Below are 22381 nucleotides of genomic sequence, written 5' to 3' on the forward strand. Positions count from 1 at the left end.
CGCTCCCATCAGCGTCAGCATCGCGCTGATGCTCTCGCCGTCGCGGACGCCACGCGGTGCACGCCGCGCACCTCACGCGACTTCGCTTGAATGCCGAGACGCCCCGCTGCGCCCACGATGGCCATCGCCGCCTCGTTGCCGGGGCAGACGACCTCGAGCGCTGCGGAGCGGCCGGGATCGGTCAGCGAGCCCTGCGCCAGGAACGCGCCACGCCAGACGGCGGCCAGTTCCTCGCGGGAGCCCGTGGTCAGCCGGTTGGGGAGGCCTCGGACGGGCCGGCCGCGCTGGTCGAGCAGGCCCGTCTGGCGCGCGAGCGTATCGCCGCCCTCGACGACGCGGACGAGCCAGCTCGTGGTCCGCCGGGATCCGCCGGCCGAGACGATGCTTCCCTCGCTCCGCACGCCGTAGAGCTCGGCGAGGTCACGTCGGACACGGGTCGCCAGGGGAGCCGAATCGAGCTCGACCTCGACTGCGAGGCGATGCGAGATGATGTGCAGTCCTCCGGAGAAGCGGAGGATGGTCGCCAGCTCGGCGGCACGGACGGTGTTCTTGCGCGAGACGATCGCGACCAGTTCGCCCTTGACGTCTGCGGTGAGGGCCACGGAGTCTTCCTTACGTCGGGTGCGCGGCGGAGCGCGCGGTGATCATTCTCGGCCGAGGTCGCGATGCGCCACGTTGACGACGACACCCGGGAGCTCGGCCAGCCGGGCCGCAATGCGGCCGGCCACCGCGACGGAGCGGTGCTTGCCTCCCGTGCAGCCGACGGCGATGGTCGCGTGGCGCTTGTTCTCGCGCTGGTAGCCGTCGAGCACGGGGCGCAGAGCACGAGAGTAGGAGTCGATGAACTCCTCGGCGCCCTGCTGGGCCAGCACGTAGTCTCTCACCTCTTCATCGAGACCCGTGTGCGGGCGCAGCTCCGGGATCCAGTAGGGGTTCGGCAGGAACCGCGCGTCCGCGACCATGTCGGCGTCGGTCGGCAGCCCGTACTTGAAGCCGAAGCTCATCACCGTGATCTGGAGCCCGGCCCGGCCGGCCTCCGCGAACCGCTCGGTGATGCTCGTGGCGAGCTGGTGGATGTTGAGGTCGGAGGTGTCGATCACGATGTCGGCCGACTCTCGCAACTGGGCGAGTCTGGCCCGCTCGGCCGAGATGCCGTCGAGCAGTGTCCCCCGACCCTGGAGCGGATGCGGCCGACGCACCTGCTCGAAGCGTCGGACGAGAGCTGCGTCGGTCGCCTCGAGGAACACCACCCGAAGGTCGACCCCTGCACGGAGCTCCCGGACGATCTCACCGAGGTCAGCGAAGAAGTCGCGTCCACGCACATCGACGACGGCGGCGATCTTCGGGAGGGTGTCCCCCGCGCGCTGAGCGAGGTCGACGAGCGGCCGCAGCATCTGCGGCGGCAGATTGTCGACGACGTACCAGCCGAGGTCCTCCAGCGCGTTCGCGGCCGTCGATCGGCCGGCACCGGACATCCCCGTGACGATCAGCACGTCCTGCTGCTCGCTCTCCGTGCTCATGCGCTCTCCGTGCTCGTGTCTGCTCGTGTGATCGGTGCGGGGCACCGGCCGCCTCCCCCGGAGGGCGGGCCTCCAGCCTAGGGCGTGCCCCGGACGGGCGCCCCGTCCGGATGAAGGTGCGCGTGGATCGCCGCGGCCAGGGTCGAACCGATGCCCTTGACCTCCGCGATCTCGGCGTCGCTCGCCTCGCGTAGACGCGTGACCGAGCCGAAGTGCTTGAGCAGATCGCGCACCCGCGCGGCACCGAGTCCGGAGACCTCCGCCAGCTGAGAGGAGATGTCGCGCTTGCGGCGCTGCCTCTGATGCGTGATGGCGAATCGATGCGCCTCGTCGCGGATCCGTTGGAAGAGGAACAGTGCGTCGCTGTTGCGGGGCAGGATCACGGGGAAGTCGGAGTCGGGCAGCCAGATCTCCTCGAGCCGCTTGGCGATACCGCACAGGGTGATCCCGGACACTCCTGACTCGTCGAGCGCGCGCTGGGCCGCGGCCACCTGGGGCTGACCGCCGTCGACGATCAGCAGCTGCGGCGGGTAGGAGAACCGGCGCCGCTTCGCCTCGCCCGTCTCCGGATCGATGCCCGCGGGCTCGGCCGGCTCGCGCAGGTAGGCCAGCCTGCGGGTCAGCACCTGGTGGAGCGACTCCGTGTCGTCGGACGACTCCGCGATCGAGAAGCGGCGGTACTGGTCCTTGCGAGGGAGGCCGTCCTCGAAGACCACCATCGACGCGACGATGTTCGTGCCGCTGAGGTGCGAGACGTCGTAGCACTCCATCCTCAGAGGCGCCTCTTCCATCCCGAGGGCGTCGCGGATGTCCTCCAGCGCCTGGGTGCGGGCGGTGAAGTCGGCCGAACGGCGGGTCTTGTAGAGCATGAGCGAGTGCCGGGCGTTCTGGGTCGCCGTCTCGAGCAGGGCGGCCTTGTCACCGCGTTGAGCGGCGCGCAGGCGCACGTTCGTGCCGCGGAGCCCGCTCAGCCACTGCTCGAGGGCGTCCGTGTCGTCCGGGAGCTCGGGGACGACGACCTCTCGGGGTGGGATGTCACCGGTCTCGTAAGCAGCTTGGAGTGCCGTGTCGACCAGCTCGGCGGTGCTCATGTCGAGCTCCTTGTCGACCACCCAGCCCCGCTCGCCACGGATCCGACCACCGCGGACGCGGAACTGCTGCACCGAGGCGGCGAGCTCGTCGTGGACGATGGCGTAGAGATCGACGTCGACGTTGTCCTTCAGCACGACCGCGCTCTTGGCGAGAACGGCGTCGAGGGCGGATGCCTGATCGCGCAGCTTCGCGGCCCGCTCGTACTGGAAGTCGGCCGCTGCCTCGCGCATCTCCTTCTCGAGCTCGCCGATCATCCGCCGGTCGTGACTGCCCATGAAGGCGACGAAGCGGTCGACCATCTCGCGATGCTCGGCGAAGGTGACGCGGTGCGAGCACGGCCCGCCGCAACGACCGATCTGGGAGGCGAAGCAGGGCTTGCCGCTCTGCATCGCGCGCTTGTAGTTCGAGTCGTTGCAGGTCCGTATGGGGAAGGCCTTGATCATCAGGTCGATGGTCTCGTGGATGGCCCAGATCTTGGGGTAGGGCCCGAAGTAGCGGGCCTTACGGATCTTGGCGTTGCGGGTGACCATCACCCGCGGTGCCTCGTCCCCCAGGGTCACCGCCATATAGGGATACGACTTGTCGTCTCGGAACTTGACGTTGAAGGGAGGATCGAACTCGTTGATCCAGGTGAACTCGAGCTGGAGCGCTTCCACGTCGGTGCCGACGACGGTCCACTCGACGCCCGAGGCGGACGTGACCATCCTCCGGGTGCGCTCGTGCAAGCTCGGCAGCGGAGCGAAGTAGTTGCTCAGGCGGGCGCGGAGGTTCTTGGCCTTGCCCACATAGAGCACCCTGCCCCGGGAGTCCCTGAAGCGGTACACCCCGGGGAGTGTAGGGATCTCGCCCGGCTTCGGCCGGAAGTCGACTGTCTGGGTCATTCCTCGCGCTCGTCCGTCGCCACGCTCAGCCGAGGATCTCGGCCAGGAACATGCCCGTGTGGCTCCCCTCGACCTTGGCCACATGCTCGGGTGTGCCGACCGCGACCACCTGGCCGCCGCCCGCGCCACCCTCGGGGCCCATGTCGATCAGCCAGTCCGCCGACTTGATCACGTCGAGGTTGTGCTCGATGGTGATCACGGTGTTGCCCTTGTCGACCAAGCCGTTGAGCACGAGAAGGAGCTTCCGGACGTCCTCGAAGTGCAGGCCCGTCGTCGGCTCGTCGAGCACGTAGACGCTGCGGCCGTTGGAGCGACGCTGCAGCTCGGTGGCGAGCTTGACCCGCTGCGCCTCGCCTCCGGAGAGCGTGGTCGCGCTCTGTCCCAAGCGGACGTAGCCGAGGCCGACATCGACGAGGGTCTTGAGGAAGCGGTGGATCGCGGTGATCGGCTCGAAGAACCCTGCGGCCTCGGCGATCGGCATGTCAAGGACCTCCGCGATGCTCTTGCCCTTGTAGTGGACGGACAGCGTGTCCCGGTTGTAGCGCGCTCCGCCGCAAACCTCGCACGAGACGTAGACGTCGGGCAGGAAGTTCATCTCGATCTTGATCGTGCCGTCTCCCGAGCAGGCCTCGCAGCGACCACCCTTCACGTTAAAGCTGAACCGGCCAGGGAGGTAGCCGCGCGCCTTCGCCTCCGTCGTCTCGGCGAAGAGATTGCGGATGCGATCGAAGACGCCCGTGTAGGTGGCGGGGTTCGAGCGCGGAGTGCGGCCGATCGGGTTCTGGTCGACGTGCACGACCTTGTCGAGGTTCTCGAGCCCGGTGACGCGGGTGTGCTTGCCCGGCACCTTGCGCGCACCGTTGAGCTGGTTGGCCAGCACCCGGTAGAGGATGTCATTGACGAGCGTGCTCTTGCCCGAACCCGACACGCCGGTGACCGCGACGAAGGTGCCCAACGGGAACTCGGCATCGACCTTGCGAAGGTTGTTGGCGTTCGCGCCGACGACCTTGATCATGCGCCTGCGGTCGATCTTGCGACGCTTCTTCGGAACCTCTATCGCCCTCCGGCCCGAGACGTAGTCCCCCGTCAGGGAGTGCGTGTTCTCGAGCAGGGACTCGTAGGAGCCTGAGTGGACGACCGTGCCGCCGTTGACTCCGGCTCCCGGGCCGATGTCGACGATCCAGTCGGCGGTGCGGATGGTGTCCTCGTCGTGCTCGACCACGATCAGCGTGTTGCCGAGATCGCGCAGCTTGATCAGGGTGTCGATCAGTCGACGGTTGTCTCGTTGATGCAGGCCGATGCTGGGCTCGTCGAGGACGTAGAGCACGCCCGTCAGGCCTGAGCCGATCTGGGTCGCGAGGCGGATGCGCTGTGCCTCACCGCCCGACAGGGAGGCCGCGGCGCGAGAGAGGTTGAGGTAGTTGAGGCCGACCTCGATGAGGAAGTCGATGCGGGCGCGGATCTCGCGGAGGACCTGAGCGGCGATGTGGGCCTCGCGGTCGGTCAGCTCGAGTCGGCTCATGAACTCCTGGGCGTCACCGAGGCTTAGGTCGGCGACGTCGGCGATGCTGGCACCGTGCACGAGAACGGCGAGGACCTCGGGCTTGAGGCGCGAGCCCTTGCAGACCGGGCAGGGCACTTCGCGGAGGAACTCGGACCAGCGGGTGCGCTGGACGTCGGTCTCGGCCTGGACGAACTGGCGCTCGATGTAGGGGACGACGCCCTCGAAACCCGAGGTATAGCTCATCTCTCGGCCGTAGCGGTTCTTCCACTTGACCTTGACCTCGAAGTTGTCCCCGTGCAGGACCGCCTGCTGCACCTCGGTGCTGAGGCGTTTCCACGGGGTGGACAGTGAGAACCCGAGATCGCGCGCCAAGCCGTCGAGAAGCTTCTCGTAGTACTGGAAGAGGCCCTTGCCCTGCGTCGTCCACGGGATGATGACGCCCTCGGCGATGCTGAGATCGGGGTCGCCCAGGAGCAGCTCGTCGTCGACGGACATGCGCGTCCCGAGACCGGAGCACTCGGGACACGCTCCGAACGGCGCGTTGAAGGAGAAGGTGCGCGGCTCGATCTCGGTGAGGGAGATCGGGTGGTTGTTGGGGCAGGAGAGCTTCTCGGAGTAGGTGGTCCACGCGCCGTCGCCCTCGCCGTCGACGAAGTTGATCTGCACGATCCCGTCGGTGAGGCGCAGGGCGGTCTCGAGAGAGTCGGTCAGGCGGCCGAGGATGTCGGGCCCCGCGACGAGGCGGTCGACGACGACCGAGATGTCGTGCTTGAACTGCTTCTTGAGGGTCGGTGGCTCGCTCAGCTGGATGAGCTTCCCGTCGACCAGCGCGCGCGAGTAGCCGCCGGCTGTCAGCTCCTTGAAGAGGTCGACGAACTCGCCCTTCTTCTGGGAGACGACGGGGCTGAGGATCTGGTACCGGGTGCCGGACTCGAGCTCCATCAGCTGGTCGGCGATCTGCTGGACGGTCTGCGCCGAGATCCGCTCGCTGCAGATCGGGCAGTGCGGCACGCCGATGCGCGCCCAGAGCAGCCGCATGTAGTCGAAGATCTCGGTGATCGTGCCGACCGTCGAGCGCGGGTTGCGGTTCGTCGACTTCTGGTCGATCGACACCGCGGGGCTGAGTCCCTCGATGAAATCGACATCGGGCCGGTCCACCTGTCCCAGGAACTGCCGGGCGTAGGCCGAGAGGGACTCGACGTACCGGCGCTGGCCCTCCGCGAAGATCGTGTCGAAGGCGAGGGACGACTTGCCCGAGCCCGACAGACCGGTGAACACGACCATCGAATCACGCGGAATCTCGAGGTCGACGTTCTGCAGATTGTGTACTCGGGCGCCGCTCACCACCAGCTTCGAGACGGACTCGTCGAGCGAGGACACGAAGCGGTGGAGCGAGGGGGACGGGGTGGAGGAGGGGTCCGTAACGGCGTTCAGGATCGACACTCCGAAAGTGTAAGCGGAGCCACCGACATCGCCCGCGACGTTCGCTGGACGCTGATCCCGAGGCCTCTCGTCTGGAGAATCACGAGAGGTGACCCGCCTTCTCCATCTGCCTCAGCTCGCGCTTGAGCTCCTGGACCTCGTCGCGCAGACGCGCGGCCAACTCGAACTTGAGCTCGCCCGCAGCCTGCAGCATCTGGCCGTTGAGGTCGGCGATGATCTCCTCGAGATCGTTGCCTCCGTTGGCCGCGAGGCCCTGTCGGCGGAGGTTCGGCGTCGGGCTCTTCTTCGTGGAGTCGCGGCCGGCCAGAAGCTTCGCGGTGTCGGCTCCCTCACGCGCGAGCGCGTCGGTGATGTCGGCGATCTTCTTGCGCAGCGGTGTGGGATCGATGCCGTGCTCAAGGTTGTAGGCGACCTGCTTCTCGCGCCGGCGATCGGTCTCGTCGATGGCGAGGCGCATCGAGTCGGTGATCTTGTCGGCGTACATGTGCACCTCACCCGAGACGTTGCGGGCCGCTCGCCCGATCGTCTGAATGAGCGAGGTGGACGAGCGGAGGAAGCCCTCCTTGTCGGCGTCGAGGATCGCGACGAGCGAGACCTCTGGCAGGTCGAGGCCCTCTCGCAGCAGGTTGATGCCGACGAGGACGTCGTACACCCCGGCGCGCAACTCCGAGAGGAGCTCGACCCGGCGGAGCGTGTCGACATCGGAGTGGAGGTAGCGGACGCGCACGCCGGCCTCGGTGAGGAAGTCGGTGAGCTCCTCCGCCATCCGCTTGGTCAGCGTCGTGACGAGCACGCGCTCATCGCGCTCGGTGCGCCGCGTGATCTCCTCGAGGAGATCATCGATCTGGCCCTTGGTCGGCTTCACGACGATCTCGGGGTCGATGAGACCCGTCGGGCGGATGATCTGCTCGACGATCCCGTCGGCGATCCCCATCTCGTAGCGGCCGGGCGTGGCCGAGAGGTAGACGGTCTGCCCGACACGGGTCTTGAACTCCTCCCACTTCAGCGGGCGGTTGTCCATCGCCGAGGGCAGGCGGAAGCCGTGCTCGACGAGCGTGCGCTTCCGAGAGGCGTCACCCTCGTACATCGCGCCGATCTGTGGCACCGTGACGTGCGACTCGTCGATGACGACGAGGAAGTCGTCCGGGAAGTAGTCGAGCAGGCAGTGCGGCGCCTCGCCCGATTCACGGCCGTCGATGTGCCGCGAATAGTTCTCGATGCCGGAGCAGAAGCCGATCTGCTGCATCATCTCGAGGTCGAACGTCGTGCGCATCCTCAGCCGCTGCGCCTCGAGGAGCTTGTTCTGCTTCTCGAGGTCGGCCAGCCGCACCTCGAGCTCCTGCTGGATGGTGTCGATCGCGCGGTGCATGACGTCCTGGCTGGCGACGTAGTGCGAGCCGGGGAACACGGACACGGAGTCGAGCTTGCGCACGATGTCGCCGGTGAGCGGGTGCAGCGTGTAGAGCGCCTCGATCTCGTCGCCGAACATCTCGATCCGGATCGCGAGCTCCTCGTACATCGGGATGATCTCGATCGTGTCGCCCCGCACCCGGAAGGTGCCGCGGGCGAAGTCGACGTCGTTGCGGGCGTACTGCATCGAGACGAACTTGCGGATCAACCGGTCGCGATCGACTCGCTGGCCGACCTGGAGCGCCACCATCGCTTCGAGGTACTGCTCGGGCTGACCGAGGCCGTAGATGCAGGAGACGGTGGACACGACGATCACATCGCGACGGCTCAGGAGCGAGTTGGTGGTGGAGTGTCGGAGCCGTTCGACCTCGGCGTTGACCGAGCTGTCCTTCTCGATGAAGGTGTCGGTCTGGGGCACGTAGGCCTCAGGCTGGTAGTAGTCGTAGTACGAGACGAAGTACTCGACAGCGTTGTTCGGGAAGAGCTCGCGGAACTCGTTGGCGAGCTGAGCGGCGAGCGTCTTGTTGTGGGCCAGCACGAGCGTCGGGCGTTGCACCGCCTCGACGAGCCAGGCGGTGGTCGCCGATTTGCCGGTTCCGGTGGCGCCGAGGAGGACGACGTCGGTCTCTCCGGCGTTGATCCGGGCGCTCAGGTCGGCGATCGCCGCCGGCTGGTCACCGCTCGGCTTGTACTCGCTGACGACCTCGAACGGGTGCACGGCACGGGTTGGCTCCATGGTTCGAAGCGTAGCCGCGACCACCGACACGAGAGCTCTGGTGCGCTTCCGGCGAACGGACTCCTGCCCCCGACGTCTCGAACCGCTCGAGCGGCAGGGATCCCGTCACCCGTCGACCGGGTACAGCGAGGCAAGCGCTCCCGTGCACGGACGCCCTGCGGATCGCACGGGGTCAGCGTGCGAGGTTCGCCCAGAGCGCGTCCGTCCGCGCGAGCGTCTCCTCGAGGGTTCCGGAGGAATCGATCACGACGTCGGCGAGGGCCAGCCGCTCCTCATCGCTCGCCTGCGACGAGATCCGGGCGCGCGCCTCCTCCTCCGTCATGCCGCGCAGAGCGACCAGGCGCTCGACGCGGACCTCCTGCGGGGCGTGCACCACGACGACCTCGTCGAACTCCCCTGCGCCTCGACCCTCGGCGAGAAGGGGGACGTCGTAGACCACGACGGCGTCAGGATCCGCCGTGGACGCCTCCGCGAACAGGCGCTGCGAGCGGAGAGTCACCGCCGGGTGGGTGATCGCATTCAGGTCGGCTCGAGCAGCCTCATCCGAGAACACGATCGCCCCGAGCGCCGCACGGTCGAGAGATCCGTCGGAGCGGATCACGGAGGGTCCGAAGCGCTGGGCTATGGCCGCCAGTGCGGGCTCACCCGGCTCGACGACCTCTCGGGCGAGCCGGTCGGCGTCGACCACCACGGCCCCGCGCTCGGCGAGTCGACGGGCGACGGTGGATTTGCCCGAAGCGATGCCTCCGGTGAGCGCGACGAGATGCACTGGACCAGCCTAGCCACTGCTCCGGAGACGCCGAACGGCCGGCCCCGAGGGGACCGGCCGTTCGATGCGTGGTGCTCGCAATCAGTTGCTCGAGGAGAGCTTCTCGCGGAGTGCGGCGAGCGACTCGTCGTCGGCGAGAGTGCCTCCGGTGGTCGACTCGCCGGTGAACCCGGCACCGACCGAGACGCCCTCGGAGACGGTGGCCGCTTCCTCCTGCGACTTGGCGACCTGCGCCTTGTGGGCCTCCCAGCGAGCCTGAGCCGAGGCGTACTCGAGCTCCCAGGCCTCGCGCTGGGTCTCGAAGCCTCGCGCCACTCGTTGGTCTCGGGGTCGAAGCCCTCGGGGTACTTGTAGTTCCCCTGCTCGTCGTACTCGGTCGCCATGCCGTAGAGCGCGGGATCGAACTCCGTGCCCTCCGGGTCGACGCCCTCGTTCGCCTGCTTGAGCGAGAGGGAGATACGGCGACGATCGAGATCGATGTCGATGACCTTGACGAACACCTCTTCACCGACCGACACGACCTGCTCGGCGAGCTCGACGTGCTTGCCTGACAGCTCGGAGATGTGGACGAGGCCCTCGATGCCGTCCGCGACGCGGACGAACGCACCGAACGGGACCAGCTTCGTGACCTTGCCCGGCGCGACCTGACCGATCGCGTGGGTGCGGGCGAAGACCTGCCACGGGTCCTCCTGGGTCGCCTTGAGCGAGAGCGACACGCGCTCGCGGTCGAGGTCGACCTCGAGGATCTCGACGGTGACCTCCTGGCCCACCTCGACGACCTCGGAGGCGTGCTCGATGTGCTTCCACGACAGCTCGGAGACGTGCACGAGACCGTCGACGCCGCCCAGGTCGACGAACGCACCGAAGTTGACGATGGAGGACACGACGCCCTTGCGGACCTGACCCTTGTGCAGGTTGTTCAGGAACGTGGTGCGGCTCTCGGACTGCGTCTGCTCGAGGAGCGCGCGACGCGACAGGACCACGTTGTTGCGGTTCTTGTCGAGCTCGAGGATCTTCGCCTCGATCTCCTGGCCGAGGTACGGCGTGAGGTCGCGCACGCGTCGCAGCTCGATGAGCGAGGCCGGGAGGAAGCCGCGCAGGCCGATGTCGACGATGAGACCCCCCTTGACAACCTCGATGACCGAGCCGGTGACGACACCGTCGGACTCCTTGATCTTCTCGACGTCGCCCCAGGCGCGCTCGTACTGGGCGCGCTTCTTCGAGAGGATCAGACGACCCTCCTTGTCCTCCTTCTGCAGGACGAGGGCTTCGACGCTGTCGCCCACGTTGACGACCTCCGACGGGTCGACGTCGTGCTTGATGGAGAGCTCGCGCGAGGGGATGACACCCTCGGTCTTGTACCCGACGTCGAGGAGGACCTCGTCGCGGTCGATCTTCACGACGGTGCCTTCGATGAGGTCTCCGTCGTTGAAGAACTTCAGTGTCTTTTCGACCGCGGCAAGAAAGTCTTCAGCAGACCCGATGTCGTTGATCGCGACCTGCTTGGTTGCCTTGTCGGTCGTTGCGGTTGTCATTAAGGGATGCTCCAGGATGGATGGGTCTCGGGCTGCGGGCACCGGCCGGCCTGTCGGCTCAGCGGAGTGGTGACCACTGCGATGGTGAGGAGGGTGACTCCGGCCCGGAGGCGACGATCGGCACGACCGGCGGGCCGGCCCTCCTCGCGCGCCGCAGGCACGGCGACGCCACAGATGTGACACCCCAGCGTAGCCGGACCGGGAGGCGGGTGGCAATCTCCGGCGGTGGTCGGTCCTCAGCCGGCGAGGCTCGTGCGCAGCGTGTCGAGGCCGACTCCGCCGAGATCGAGTGCGCGCTTGTGGAACGCGGCGAGTGAGAAGGCGGCACCCTCTCGGGCCTCGGCCTCGTCGCGCAGCTGCTCCCAGATCCGCTGACCGATCTTGTAGGACGGCGCCTGACCCGGCCAGCCGAGGTAGCGGTTCACCTCAAAACGCACGAACGCGTCATCCATGTTCACGTTCCCGCGGAGGAATTCGAGCGCGGACTCGGCGGTCCACGCCGTTCCGGAGCCGGGCATCGGCTTCTGCAGGTGCACGCCGATGTCGAGGACGACGCGGGCGGCGCGCATCCGCTGGCCGTCGAGCATCCCGAGCCGGTCGGCCGGATCGTCGAGGTAGCCGAACTGTTCCATCAAGCGCTCGGCGTAGAGCGCCCAGCCCTCGGCGTGGCCCGAGGTCCCCGCCAGTTGACGGCGCCAGGTGTTGAGCCGCGCACGGTTGTGGACGGCCTGCCCGATCTGCAGGTGATGGCCGGGTACTCCCTCGTGATAGACCGTGGTCAGCTCCCGCCAGGTCGCGAACTCGGTCACACCGGTCGGCACGGACCACCACATCCGGCCGGGCCTGGAGAAGTCGTCGCTCGGGCCGGTGTAGTAGATGCCGCCCTCGTGGGTGGGTGCGATCCGGCACTCGAGACGGCGCACCTCCTCCGGAATGTCGAACGCCGTGCCGGCGAGTTCGCGGACGGAGCGGTCACTCGTCTCCTGCATCCAGCGCTGCAGGGCCTCGACGCCGTGCAGCGTGCGCGCCGGATCGGTGTCGAGGTGGGCGATGGCCTCGGCCACGGAAGCGCCAGGCAGGATCTCGCGGGCGATCGCCTCCTGCTCGGCGGTCATCCGGGCGAGCTCCTCGATCCCCCACTCGTACGTCTCGTCGAGGTCGACGACGGCACCGAGGAACCGACGGGAGTGCAGGGCGTACATCTCCCGGCCGACGGCGTCCTGCTCGGTGGCCGCGGGGGCGAGCTCATTCTGGAGGAACTGCGCGAGCCCGCCGTAGGCGGCGGAGGCGCGGCGTGCGGCGTCCTCGAGTCGCTGCGCGAGCGAGGCGGGCAGCGAACCGGCGGCAGGCGCGGCCTCGGCGGCCAGCTCGGCGAAGAAGCCGCGCGGGGCGGCGATCTTCTCGGCCTGCTCGGCCACGAGCGCCACCTGCCGGCGCGCCGGCACCACTCCAGTGCGGATGCCTTCGCGGAGGGTCTCGGCGTAGCCCGCCACAGCGGCAGGCAGAGCGAGGAGGCGCTCGGCGACCGCCTCCCAGTCGGCGACGTCGTCGGTCGGCATCAGATCGAAGACGTCGCGCAGCTCCTGAGCGGGCGAGGCGATGACGTTGATGTCGCGCAGTGCCAAGCCGGCGTCGTGCGCCTCAAGCGAGAGCCGCAGCCCGGCGCCCAGATCGGCGACGGTGACGACATCGACGTCGTCGAGCGGCTGGGTGCGCTCGAGCTCGGCGAGAGCAGCGGCTGTCGCGGCGCGGACCCGTTCGAGGCCGTCGGGCGAGTAGTCGCCCAACCGGCCGTTCGCCTCTGAGCGGCCGATCGCGGTGCCGAGGGTCGGGTCGAGATCGACCAGCGTGTCGACCCAGCGCTCGGCGACGCGATCGACGGCGGAGGGCTCGCGGGGAATGTCGGTGCTCATGCCTCAGAGCCTAGCCAGGCGCTCCTACGTCCTCCGGCTCAGTGCGCTGCGACGTCCCAGTCCGCTCCGTGACCGACCTGGACCTCGAGCGGCACGCTCAGATCGGCGGCGCCCGCCATCCGTGCGCGCACGATCTCCTCGAGAACCGACTCCTCGCCGGGAGCAACGTCGAAGATGAGCTCGTCGTGCACCTGGAGCAGCATCCGCGAGCCCAGCTCGCGCTGCTGGAGATCGGACTGCACGCCGATCATCGCGCGCTTCATGATGTCGGCCGCCGAGCCCTGGATGGGCGAGTTGAGAGCGGCTCGCTCCGCGTTGTCGCGGAGGACGCGGTTCGTGCTCTGGAGGTCGGGGAAGGGTCGACGGCGTCCAAAGATGGTCTCGGTGTAGCCGGTCTCACGAGCCTGCTCGACCACGCTGCGGAGGTAGTCGCGGACGGCGCCGAAGCGGACGAAGTAGTCGGTCATCAGCTGTTTCGCCTCGGCGCTCGAGATCCGGAGCTGCTTCGAGAGGCCGAACGCGCTCAGACCGTAGGCGAGGCCGTAGGACATCGCCTTGACCTTGTTGCGCATGGCCGAGGTGACGTCGCCCGGCTCGACACCGAAGATGCGGGCACCGACGAAGCGGTGCAGGTCCTCGCCGCTCTGGAACGCTTCGATCAATCCGGCATCGCGCGACAGATGCGCCATGATCCGCATCTCGATCTGCGAGTAGTCGGCCGTGAGCAGAGTGCTCGCCTCGGCGCTGTGCACGAAAGCGGTGCGGATGCGACGACCCACGTCGCTGCGGACCGGGATGTTCTGGAGGTTCGGGTCGTTCGACGAGATGCGGCCCGTGGCCGTGCCGGTCTGGTCGTAGCTGGTGTGGATCCGGCGGTCGGCGGTGACCGACTTCTCGAGCGTCTCGATGATCTGCTTGAGCTTCGTCGCGTCGCGGTGCTCGAGCAGCAGGCCGAGGTAGGGCTGGGAGTGCGACTCTTGCAGATCGGCGAGGGCGGAGGCGTCGGTCGTGTAGCCGGTCTTTGTCGCGCGGGTCCGAGGCATGTCGAGTTCACCGAACAGCACCTGCTGGAGCTGCTTGGGCGAGCCGAGGTTCATCTCATGCCCGATCTCGGCGAAGGCCCGACTCGCGAGCTCGGCGGCGGTGAGCGTCAGCTCGCCGCGGAGGCGTGCGAGGACCTCGGCGTCGATCGCGACCCCCGTGAGCTCCATCGTCGCGAGGACCTGCACGATCGGCAGCTCGATGTCGACCAGCACCGACAGCATCCCCTCGCCGAGCCGCTCCGTGAGCGCGCCCACGAGCCGGTACGCGTACCAGGCCTCGGTGGCCGGACCCATCGGCTCGACCGCGGGGACGAGCTGGTCCGGGTCTCCCTGAGCCATGGTTTCGTCGAGGTGTTGCGCGACCTGCGCGGCCAGGGTCGCCGGGTGCCCGGAAGGCTGCAGCAGCCAGGAGGCGACCCGGGTGTCGAAGGCCAGGCCCGCGACCGGCAGTCCCGCCCGGCGGAGCGCCTTGATCTGCGGCTTGGCGTCGGCGAAGTACTTGGCGCGCGGCCCGCAAGCCACTCCTCGAGTGCGGTGTAGTCAGGCCGCTCGGCCGCCCAGGGCACGAAGGCGGTCTCCCTCTCGACGGCGAGGCCCACTCCCTCGAGTCCATCCGCCCCCAGCTGCACCTGCACGGCGACGGGCGCCGTTCCCTGCGCGGACACCCGGTCGAGCCAGTGCGCGAGCTCCTCGTCGACCAGCGTGCGCACCGCGGGGGCGGTCGTCGTCACGACGTCGCCGGCGAGAGCGGCGGCTGCGCCGTCGACGCCCTCCTCGGCGGCGATGGTGAGCACCCGCTCCTGCAGGGTCTTGAACTCGAGGCGGCTGAAGATCTCGCGGACGGCTTCGGGATCGATGGGGCGGCGAGCGAGGTCGACGGGGCCCAGCGGCAGCTCGACATCGGTGATGAGGCGGTTGAGCCGGCGGTTGCGGAGGGCGTTCTCCTTCTGCTCGCGCAGCTTCTCGCCGACGACACCCTTGATCTCGTTCGCGTGCGCGATGATGTCGGCAACCGTGCCGTATTGGTTCACCCACTTCGCCGCAGTCTTCGGACCGACCTTGTCGACTCCGGGCAGGTTGTCGCTCGTCTCGCCGACGAGCGCGGCGATCTCGGGGTACTGATGCGGTTCGACGCCGTACTTCTCGAACACCTTGTCGCGGTCGTAGCGCGTGAGCTGCGAGACGCCCTGCGTGGAGGGGTAGAGCAACGTGACCTCGGGGGTGACCAGCTGGATGGTGTCGCGGTCGCCCGAGACGACGAGCACGCGGAAGCCGGCCTCGGCCCCCTGACGGGCGAGGGTGGCGAGGATGTCGTCGGCCTCGAAGTCCTCCTTCGAGACGGTGCGGATGTTCATCGCGTGCAGCGCCTCCTCGAGGAGGGGGACCTGGCCCTTGAACTCGGGCGGGGTCTCGCCGCGGGTGCCCTTGTACTCGGGGTACTCGCGGGTGCGGAACGAGTACCGCGAGATGTCGAACGCGACGCCGAGGTGGGTGGGCTTCTCGTTCTTCAGCAGCAGAATCAGCATCGACAGGAAGCCGTGGATGGCGTTCGTGTGCTGGCCGTCGCGGGTCTGGAAGCTGTCGACCGGGAGCGCATAGAAGGCCCGGAACGCCAAGGAATGGCCGTCGACGAGCAGGAGGGTAGGCTGTTCCGGATCTGACACACGGCCAGACTACACAGCGCCTCCGACACCGGATCGGCCCGCTCGCGCCCGCCGGTCAGGGCCGTTCCGAGGCTCCAGCGCGAGGAGCGACGTGACCGAGCCGACCCCCAGCACGACCGCCTGGATCCGCCCGCCCTCACTCGACCTGGTCACCGGGATCGGCCGCGGCATGGGCGAACTCGCCGAACGGATGGGGATCGTCTGGCACGAGCTCACGCCGCGGCACTCGGTCGCGTCGATGCCCGTCGAGGGCAATCGGCAGCCGGTCGGCATCCTGCACGGCGGTGCTCACGTGGTGCTGGCGGAGTCGATGGGGTCGATCGCGGCGAACGTCCACGCGGGCAAGGGCCGGCTCGCGATGGGCATCGAGCTGAACGCGAGCCACAGCCGCTCCGTGCGCTCGGGTTTCGTGATCGCCACCTGCGACGCCCTGCACCTCGGCACCACCCTGACCACGCACGAGATCGTCGTGCGGGATCAGGAGGGGCGCCGCCTCTCCACCGTCCGGATCACCAACATCCTCCGCGACGCCCGCTGAAGGGGCCCCGCCTCGACCTGTCAGGCCTCGCTACGGGAGGTGATGTCGAGGGCCGCTCCGAGGACTGCGACGACTCCCGCCGCGACGAAGGACGCCATCGGCACTCCGAGCTGAAAGGCGAGCACCATGCCTGCGACGCCTATCGCCAGCTGGACGTAGTACGCGCGCGCCGCGGACGCCGTGCTGATTCGTTCAAGGAACCATGCCCACTTCCCTTCCGAGGATGGCGGGATCGCTCGAGGTAGGAACGCGAGGAGCAGTAGACCGCCTATCAGGACCACAGCGGGCGCCGTCGTCTCGATGACCGATCGAGATGCCCCGACCGCGAGCACGATGACGAGCGAGACTGTGAAGAGAAGTAAGCCGAGCCTGGTCCGAGGTTGACCCCATCTCGACTCGCGAACTGCAGAAGTGTGCGACATTTCCTACTCCCTGCAAGGTTCCACGACGGGGAAAGATGCGGCAGCCACGTAGTGCAAATGGCGGATTCCGACGCATTTTCCCTCATTATCCGCCCGGTTCGCGGCATCGATCGCAACCCCCGCGGCAAGACCGCAGGCCCAGGCTGCCGACCCACACGCGGCCGAGAGCACCGCGGCGGCGAAGTTAGACTCATTTGCTAGACGCTGAGTGTCCGAGCGACTGTACAGTAGCGTGCACAACGCGGCATCACATTCGAGACTGGGATCAGCGACCACTGGATAACTAGCACCGGCGTGCTGCACATGCTGCACGAGTTCGTCTCCGTCTACCTCGTACCAGGTTTCGACATCGGCGCCGTCAGAGCCTCGAGCCCACGGCGGCGCGACCGAATTCAGGACGTTTCCCTCCTCGTCCTTGATGAGCACACCACCCCTACTGGTTAACTCGAGTTCGGCAGGGGCATTATTTGCTGTAAAAGAGAACCGATACTCAGTAGGAGAATCTGCTCCCGGGATGACAACATAGCCCGCCGCCGCCGACGCATCTTGAGAGCTAGTCATGACTACATTTGCGTGCTCGTCTGGGAAGAGCATGACGCCGGAGTCGACCCGCCTTCCCTTGCCGAGATTTGCAGGGGTCATACCCACCTCGCCCTGAGGAGTCGAGATTGAGAGTCCGTCGCTCTCACTGAGAGTCTCAGAAGCCAGGGCGGAATTCTTTTCCCCGCCGAGACGTGCCTGCTTGTCTACCTCAGGGGCCGTGAGCGCACGGTCAGACAGCAGAGAATCGGTCGCGAGTAGGTTAAGAGAATCCAGCGCTCGAATTGCTTCGTCTGCCGCGGGAAGCACTTCGCCCGATTGCGAGTTGCTTCTTTGCGATATCTGAGCATCCGCCACGTGGGCGGAACCGAAAATTGAACCTGCGACAGTCACTGCCGCAAGCATAAGAGACAATGTTTTTCTTTCAGCATATGTACCCCACGCTTATTGATGTGAAATAGAAAAGCCACCCAAAATTTTTCTGCTGGTTCACAACCAATACAACGTTATTAGTATGAATTGTGCATTGATTCGAGAAAACCCCCTCATGAGCGGCCTTCTTCACCGTAACACTGGTTTCGGTGGCGCTGTCAAGCGACCGCGCGCGACTGTCCTCTCCGAGCCCGAGGGGCGACACTGAGCGGGTGAGCCTTCGCCAACTCCTCAAGAGCCTCCCGCCCCTGCCCTCCGAGCTGCCTCCGTTCGACGCGGAGGCGGCTCCGGCCAACCCGATCGAGCTGTTCGGGCTGTGGCTCGAGGAGGCGAAGGGCGCGGGGCAGCTCCTCCCCCACGCCGCGACGCTCTCCACCGCCGCCGACGACGGCACCGTCTCTGCACGCGTGCTCGTGCTGCGCGAGATCGACGAAGCGGGCTGGGCGTTCTCGACCCACGCCTCCAGCCCGAAGGGGCGCGCGATGGAGGCGAACCCGCATGCCGCGCTCACCTTCTTCTGGCCGGTGCAGGGCCGGCAGGTCCGCGTCGAGGGCCGCAGTGAACGCGCCTCTGCACAGGAGTCCGCCGACGATTTCCGCCGCCGCTCTGAACCTGCGCGCACGGCTCTCCTCGTCGGGCGCCAGAGCGAGCCGATGCGCAGCGCCGCGGACTTCGGACTCGTCACGCTGCAGACCAGCGTCGCCATCGGATGCTCGCCCGCGACGCTCGATCGCGACTGGGCGGTCTACCGGGTGGTCCCGGAGCGGATCGAGTTCTGGCAGGGGTCGAGCGCCCCCGAGCAGGACCACACCCGCCTGGAGTACCGCCCGGTAACGACGGACGCAGGCGATTCCCCGTGGGAGCGCACCCGCCTCTGGCCGTGATCGCCTCGGGCCGTGAGCCCCGCGCCAGGGTGAGCGCTCGACCGACGAGCGCTGGGCCTGAGGAGCGCTAGGCCTGAGGAGCGCTAGGCCTTCTTCGGGCTCAGCTGCTCGATGATCGCCTGCGCGACGTCGTGCATCGTGAGGCGACGATCCATCGACGCCTTCTGGATCCAGCGGAAGGCTTCGGGCTCGGAGAGCCCCATCTTCTCGTTGAGCAGGCCTTTGGCGCGGTCGACGAGCTTGCGAGTCTCGAAACGCTCGACCATGTCGGCGACCTCGGCCTCGAGGGTGAGGATCTGGGCGTAGCGCGAGAGGGCGATCTCGATCGCCGGCAGCAGGTCGCTGGGAGTGAAGGGCTTCACGACGTAGGCGAGGGCACCCGCCTCGCTCGCCCGCTCGACGAGCTCCTTCTGGCTGAAGGCGGTGAGGAGGACGACCGGGGCGATGTGCGCCTTCGAGAGGCGCTCGGCCGCGGAGATGCCGTCGAGCTGGGGCATCTTGACGTCCATGATCACCAGGTCGGGACGGAGCTCGGTCGCGAGGGCCACGGCGGTCTCGCCGTCTCCGGCCTCGCCGACGACCTCGAAGCCGTTGTCGCGGAGGATCTCCACGATGTCCATGCGGATGAGCGATTCGTCTTCGGCGACGACGACCCGACGGGGTGCGGTCGACGAGGGTTCCTGGTCAGTCACGCACGGAAGCCTACGGTATTCTCAGCTGGCTCGTTGTGCGCCGGTGTGGCGGAATGGCAGACGCGGGGCACTCAAAATGCTCTGTCCGAGAGGGCGTGCGGGTTCGAGTCCCGCCACCGGCACAGGAGCGGCACGACCGGCACAGGACCGGCGCGCCGGGTCGCCGGGCGCGCGCCTCCGGTTCGCTACCGTCGTCGGATGAGCATCGATCCCTGGCCCCTGTTCTCACTGGAACTGCGCACCCCTCGCCTCAAGCTTCACCCGGTGCGCGACGCCGACCTCGGCGGGCTCGCGGCAGCGGCGCTCGCGGGCATCCACGAGATCGGCCGCTCGCCATTCCCCTCGACGTGGGCCCAGGCGCCGGCCGACCTGCTTCCCGCCGAGTACGCACGCTTCCACTGGAAACAGCGGGCGGGGATCACCAGGGAGTCGTGGCACGTGGCGTTCGCGGTCGTCGAGAGCGGAACGGTGATCGGCTGCCAGGACATCGTCGCCGAGGCGTTCGCGGCCACCCGCACCCTGACCTCGGGGTCGTGGCTCACCCGGTCGGCGCAAGGACGCGGGCTCGGCCGCGAGATGCGGGCAGCCGTGCTGCTCCTCGCCTTCGACCACCTCGGAGCCGAGGTCGCCGAGAGCGCCGCCCTCGCCTGGAACACCCGTTCGATCCGCGTCTCGGAGGCGCTGGGCTACCGGACCAACGGGACGAGCCGCATCGTCGGCTCGGACGGGGCAGGCGTCGAGGAGGTGCGCTTCCGGGTGACACCCGAGACGTTCGTGCGTCCGGAGTGGCCGCTCGAGGTCTCGGGAGTCGACGCGGCACGCACGATGCTCGTCGAGAACTCGGCGAGGCTTCCCCGCAACCCGCCTCCCGGGTAGCCGCGGCGGAGGATGCCCCGCCGTCGCAGGATCGGCACGAGCTCGTCCAGCATCTGGTGCAGCGTGGTCAGGTCGAAGTCTCCAGAGAAGGCGAGCCCGTCGTTGTACGCGTCCTCGCCCAGCTCCTGGACGACGTCGGACACCTCCTCCGCGGTGCCCACGAACGCGCTCCGCTCGGCGATCAGCCCGAGCCGGGCCTTCGCGGTCAGGAGCTCACGCGCTCGAGGTCGCGCGACGGCCCGGCGGCGATCGCCAGCAGAGCATCATCGCCGAAATGCGCGGAAGCAGCGACCAGCCGCACAGGATCCTCGACCGCCGCCGGGCGCAGCTGCCGGGTCGCGAAGCCCCACTCACCCGCGATGCTCGCCGCGTCCGCCATCTGTCCCGCCTCCTCGCCGCCGACCACCGGCGGTGCGGCCAGGGTTCCACGGCGGTACCCGCGGCGGTGCGGTGTCACCCGCTGTGTCACCCTCGGCGCTGTCGGAGGCGCAGCCCTCGGATCACCAGCCCATCGTGCCGGGCGACCCCTTGAAGGGACCGACCACGCGGGACGTGATCCAGCCGCCGTAGAAGTCCCCCGGCTGGGGCTGCACGCTCTCGCCGTCGACCGTGCACGAGTCCATCCGCCCCGGGTAGAGCGCCACCGTGCCGCGGAGCGCCTCGAAGCCGGGCGCCGGCTCCGGGTAGGTCCAGCCGGCGCCCTCGGCCACAGCTCCTGAACCGCCCCGCACGGTGAGGTACGCCGCCGCCCCCTTGAACTCGCAGTAGCTGCGACCCGGCGCCGGTTCGAGCGCTTCCGCAGCGAAGGACGCGAGAGGGAGGTAGTAGACGGGTGGATGACTCGTCTCGAGCACACGGAGCGACGCCCGGGTCTCGGCGACGACGACGCCGCCCAGCCGGACGACGACGTGCTCGGGGGTCGTCTCGACCCTCGGCGGTCGCGGATAGTCCCAGACGGATTCCTGGCCCTCGGCGGGCCGTACGCGCTTCATGCTGTTCACGCTACGCGTCGGCCGAAGCCCCGCGCCCGCTTCCCGGGAGACGCCCGGCCGGGCGTCGCGCGCCCGCTGATCGCCGCCGCCGAGCCGCTCGATCGCCGAGGTCGCGTAACGTCGTCCTTGCGCCGGACCCCCGAGACCGCCCGCAGAAGGATTCCAGAGTGCCCACCGAATGCATCCACGGCCTCGACATCGCGCTCTGCGACGTCTGCTCCCCCGCCAAGCTCCCCGAGCCCGTCGGCCGCGCCACTCGCGCACCCGCCCGCGTGCCCGGCACGTCCCGAGCGGCGACCGCGCGTGCCGCGGCCCGCGGAACGGCGCGTGAGAAGCCCCTGCCGAAGGTCGACATCGCGGCCCAGCGGATCTACCACGTGACCCACCTCGACAACCTCGAGGCGATCGTCGCCGCCGGCGCCATCCTCGCCGATGAGCTGCTCGACTCCCGTCCCGCCGTCGACGTCAGTGCACCGACCACTCGCGAGCACCGCCGTGCCGTGCAGGTCAAGGACGGCGTGAGCGTCGCGGGATTCGTCCCCTTCTTCCTTTCCCCCGATGCCGCCCTCTGGGCCGATCTGCGCGGAGAGCGCGTCGCGCCGCACTGGTCGCCGAGCGCTCAGGGCACGACGGCCTCGCAGTTCGTGGTCCTCGTGGGATCGCTCGCCTCCGCCCCCGTGCTGAGCGACGGCGACGCCTCCCACGTGCTCACCCGATTCACGGAGGGCGACGCGCTCGTCCGCACGTTCGCGCGACTGCTCGTCGACGAGCCGGCGCTGCGCAGTGCCGAGGCCCTGGTCCCCGAGCGCTTCCCGCTCGACGGCATAGCGACGGTCGGAGTCGCCTCGGTCGCGCGCGGAAGCGGGTCAAGGCACTGTTCGAGAGCGTCGACGCCTCGCCGAGGGTCGCCGTGTACCCGCCGTGGTTCCACCCGGTCGACGAGGAGGAGTGACCCGGAGCTAGTCGGCGTCGAGCAGGTCGAGTCGGTCGGCGAGGTAGCGGCGCAGGGGCATCAGGCCCTGATCGCCTAAACCCGCTGCCCAGCGCACGAGCACGTCACCGCCTCGCAGCACCAACGGCTCCTGGCCGCGCTCGAGCGCGGCCGCGTCGGTCGCGAGGCGACGCCAACCGTAGTTCACGATCTCGCCCTCGCGGAACGGTCCGTCGAACGCTGCGCGCCGGATCTCGCGGCGCGCCTCCTGCGACTCCGACTGGTTGTTGGCGTGCAGCGGAGCGACGGCCCGAGTGACCGAGCCCGTCGCGGCGAGCTCGCCGTCGTGCCCCAGCAGCACGACTCCGAGGCGCCAGGCGCGGGCGACCGGTGCCATCACGGGCTTCCTCCGGAAACCGAGGACGGGGCGCGGGGTACGCAGCTCGGCGAGAGCCTGATCCGCGACCCCTCGGGCCGACAGCTCGGCCGAGACCTCGCTCAGCAGCGACGCCAGGTCGAGGGCGGCCTGCTCGGCTCCGGGCATCGTCCCTCCTCGCCTCGTCC

General features: G+C 68.4%; 16 protein-coding genes, 1 tRNA gene and 3 pseudogenes. 5 read left to right on the forward strand and 15 right to left on the reverse strand.

Translation table 11 applies throughout. The features are described 5' to 3' along the window. The 9 genes and pseudogenes from whiA to polA form a co-directional block, all read right to left on the reverse strand. Positions 1-602, reverse strand: a pseudogene (gene whiA, locus ACH61_RS01855) (DNA-binding protein WhiA); the annotation flags it as partial. A gap of 42 nt (positions 603-644) precedes the next feature. Then, a complete protein-coding gene (rapZ, locus tag ACH61_RS01860) occupies positions 645-1520 on the reverse strand; it encodes an RNase adapter RapZ (RefSeq protein WP_068207884.1) in 876 nt (291 codons plus the stop codon). Positions 1521-1597: 77 nt separating this feature from the next. Further along, a complete protein-coding gene (gene uvrC, locus ACH61_RS01865; RefSeq protein WP_068207887.1) occupies positions 1598-3493 on the reverse strand; it encodes an excinuclease ABC subunit UvrC in 1896 nt (631 codons plus the stop codon). A 25-nt stretch (positions 3494-3518) separates the two neighbouring features. Beyond that, complete coding sequence (gene uvrA / locus ACH61_RS01870; RefSeq protein ID WP_068207937.1) at positions 3519-6377, reverse strand: excinuclease ABC subunit UvrA; 2859 nt, start codon at positions 6375-6377, stop codon at positions 3519-3521. A 142-nt stretch (positions 6378-6519) separates the two neighbouring features. Further along, positions 6520-8586 (reverse strand): excinuclease ABC subunit UvrB, encoded by a 2067-nt coding sequence (gene uvrB, locus ACH61_RS01875; protein WP_068207890.1) that lies wholly within the window; start codon positions 8584-8586, stop codon positions 6520-6522. Between the two features lie 172 nt (positions 8587-8758). Next, entirely contained in the window at positions 8759-9355 is a 597-nt protein-coding gene (gene coaE, locus ACH61_RS01880; RefSeq protein WP_068207893.1) for a dephospho-CoA kinase, read from the reverse strand. Between the two features lie 81 nt (positions 9356-9436). Then, a pseudogene (gene rpsA / locus ACH61_RS01885) lies at positions 9437-10890 on the reverse strand (30S ribosomal protein S1). Positions 10891-11126: 236 nt separating this feature from the next. Beyond that, positions 11127-12803 carry a DUF885 domain-containing protein gene (locus ACH61_RS01890; protein ID WP_068207896.1) on the reverse strand — a complete coding sequence of 559 codons (1677 nt, stop codon included), beginning with the start codon at positions 12801-12803 and terminating at the stop codon, positions 11127-11129. A 38-nt stretch (positions 12804-12841) separates the two neighbouring features. Beyond that, positions 12842-15510: pseudogene (polA, locus tag ACH61_RS01895) on the reverse strand (DNA polymerase I). Between the two features lie 91 nt (positions 15511-15601). On the opposite strand from polA, the gene ACH61_RS01900 reads away from it, so the two are divergent. Then, a complete protein-coding gene (locus ACH61_RS01900) occupies positions 15602-16048 on the forward strand; it encodes a PaaI family thioesterase (protein ID WP_413784017.1) in 447 nt (148 codons plus the stop codon). A 20-nt stretch (positions 16049-16068) separates the two neighbouring features. Here the strand turns inward: ACH61_RS01900 and ACH61_RS16665 are convergent, their stop codons facing one another. Further along, positions 16069-16380, reverse strand: coding sequence for a hypothetical protein (locus ACH61_RS16665; RefSeq protein ID WP_153038775.1), 312 nt, complete (start codon positions 16378-16380; stop codon positions 16069-16071). A gap of 93 nt (positions 16381-16473) precedes the next feature. Continuing rightward, entirely contained in the window at positions 16474-17403 is a 930-nt protein-coding gene (locus tag ACH61_RS16670) for a hypothetical protein (RefSeq protein WP_132504353.1), read from the reverse strand. A gap of 251 nt (positions 17404-17654) precedes the next feature. Between ACH61_RS16670 and ACH61_RS01905 the strand changes: the two genes are divergently transcribed. Then, complete coding sequence (locus ACH61_RS01905) at positions 17655-18326, forward strand: pyridoxine/pyridoxamine 5'-phosphate oxidase (protein WP_158286068.1); 672 nt, start codon at positions 17655-17657, stop codon at positions 18324-18326. 83 nt (positions 18327-18409) lie between these two features. Here the strand turns inward: ACH61_RS01905 and ACH61_RS01910 are convergent, their stop codons facing one another. Next, positions 18410-19018, reverse strand: a complete 609-nt coding sequence (locus ACH61_RS01910) for an ANTAR domain-containing response regulator (protein ID WP_068207899.1) — start codon at positions 19016-19018, stop codon at positions 18410-18412. Positions 19019-19057: 39 nt separating this feature from the next. Here ACH61_RS01910 and ACH61_RS01915 point away from each other — a divergent pair. Both ACH61_RS01915 and ACH61_RS01920 read left to right on the forward strand, forming a co-directional pair. Then, positions 19058-19140, forward strand: a tRNA-Leu gene (locus ACH61_RS01915). Positions 19141-19216: 76 nt separating this feature from the next. After that, entirely contained in the window at positions 19217-19894 is a 678-nt protein-coding gene (locus ACH61_RS01920) for a GNAT family N-acetyltransferase (RefSeq protein WP_068207902.1), read from the forward strand. Between the two features lie 205 nt (positions 19895-20099). On the opposite strand, the gene ACH61_RS01925 is transcribed toward ACH61_RS01920, so the two are convergent. Together ACH61_RS01925 and ACH61_RS01930 are read right to left on the reverse strand one after the other, a co-directional pair. Beyond that, on the reverse strand, positions 20100-20351 hold the full coding sequence (locus ACH61_RS01925) for a hypothetical protein (protein ID WP_132504355.1): 252 nt from the start codon (positions 20349-20351) through the stop codon (positions 20100-20102). A gap of 43 nt (positions 20352-20394) precedes the next feature. After that, the gene (locus tag ACH61_RS01930; RefSeq protein WP_068207944.1) at positions 20395-20886 is read right to left on the reverse strand and encodes a DUF427 domain-containing protein; all 492 of its coding nucleotides are present in this window, start codon (positions 20884-20886) and stop codon (positions 20395-20397) included. 167 nt (positions 20887-21053) lie between these two features. Here ACH61_RS01930 and ACH61_RS01935 point away from each other — a divergent pair, with 167 nt between their 5' ends. Next, on the forward strand, positions 21054-21917 hold the full coding sequence (locus ACH61_RS01935) for a DarT ssDNA thymidine ADP-ribosyltransferase family protein (RefSeq protein WP_068207907.1): 864 nt from the start codon (positions 21054-21056) through the stop codon (positions 21915-21917). Here ACH61_RS01935 and ACH61_RS01940 read toward each other — a convergent pair. After that, positions 21846-22361: a hypothetical protein gene (locus ACH61_RS01940; RefSeq protein WP_068207908.1), complete on the reverse strand. Its 516-nt coding sequence runs from the start codon at positions 22359-22361 to the stop codon at positions 21846-21848. The genes ACH61_RS01935 and ACH61_RS01940 overlap by 72 nt on opposite strands. Positions 22362-22381 lie beyond the last annotated feature (20 nt).

The organism is Rathayibacter tanaceti (genome assembly GCF_001634385.1).
Classification (GTDB): Bacteria; Actinomycetota; Actinomycetes; order Actinomycetales; family Microbacteriaceae; genus Rathayibacter; species Rathayibacter tanaceti.

What these genes read in the sequence shown, in the direction of transcription:
- rapZ (WP_068207884.1), bottom strand. Translation starts at nt 1,520, where the DNA reads ATGAGCACGGAGAGCGAGCAGCAGGACGTGCTGATCGTCACGGGGATG.
- uvrC (WP_068207887.1), bottom strand. Translation starts at nt 3,493, where the DNA reads ATGACCCAGACAGTCGACTTCCGGCCGAAGCCGGGCGAGATCCCTACA.
- uvrB (WP_068207890.1), bottom strand. Translation starts at nt 8,586, where the DNA reads ATGGAGCCAACCCGTGCCGTGCACCCGTTCGAGGTCGTCAGCGAGTAC.
- ACH61_RS01890 (WP_068207896.1), bottom strand. Translation starts at nt 12,803, where the DNA reads ATGAGCACCGACATTCCCCGCGAGCCCTCCGCCGTCGATCGCGTCGCC.
- ACH61_RS01920 (WP_068207902.1), top strand. Translation starts at nt 19,217, where the DNA reads ATGAGCATCGATCCCTGGCCCCTGTTCTCACTGGAACTGCGCACCCCT.
- ACH61_RS01930 (WP_068207944.1), bottom strand. Translation starts at nt 20,886, where the DNA reads ATGAAGCGCGTACGGCCCGCCGAGGGCCAGGAATCCGTCTGGGACTAT.
- ACH61_RS01940 (WP_068207908.1), bottom strand. Translation starts at nt 22,361, where the DNA reads ATGCCCGGAGCCGAGCAGGCCGCCCTCGACCTGGCGTCGCTGCTGAGC.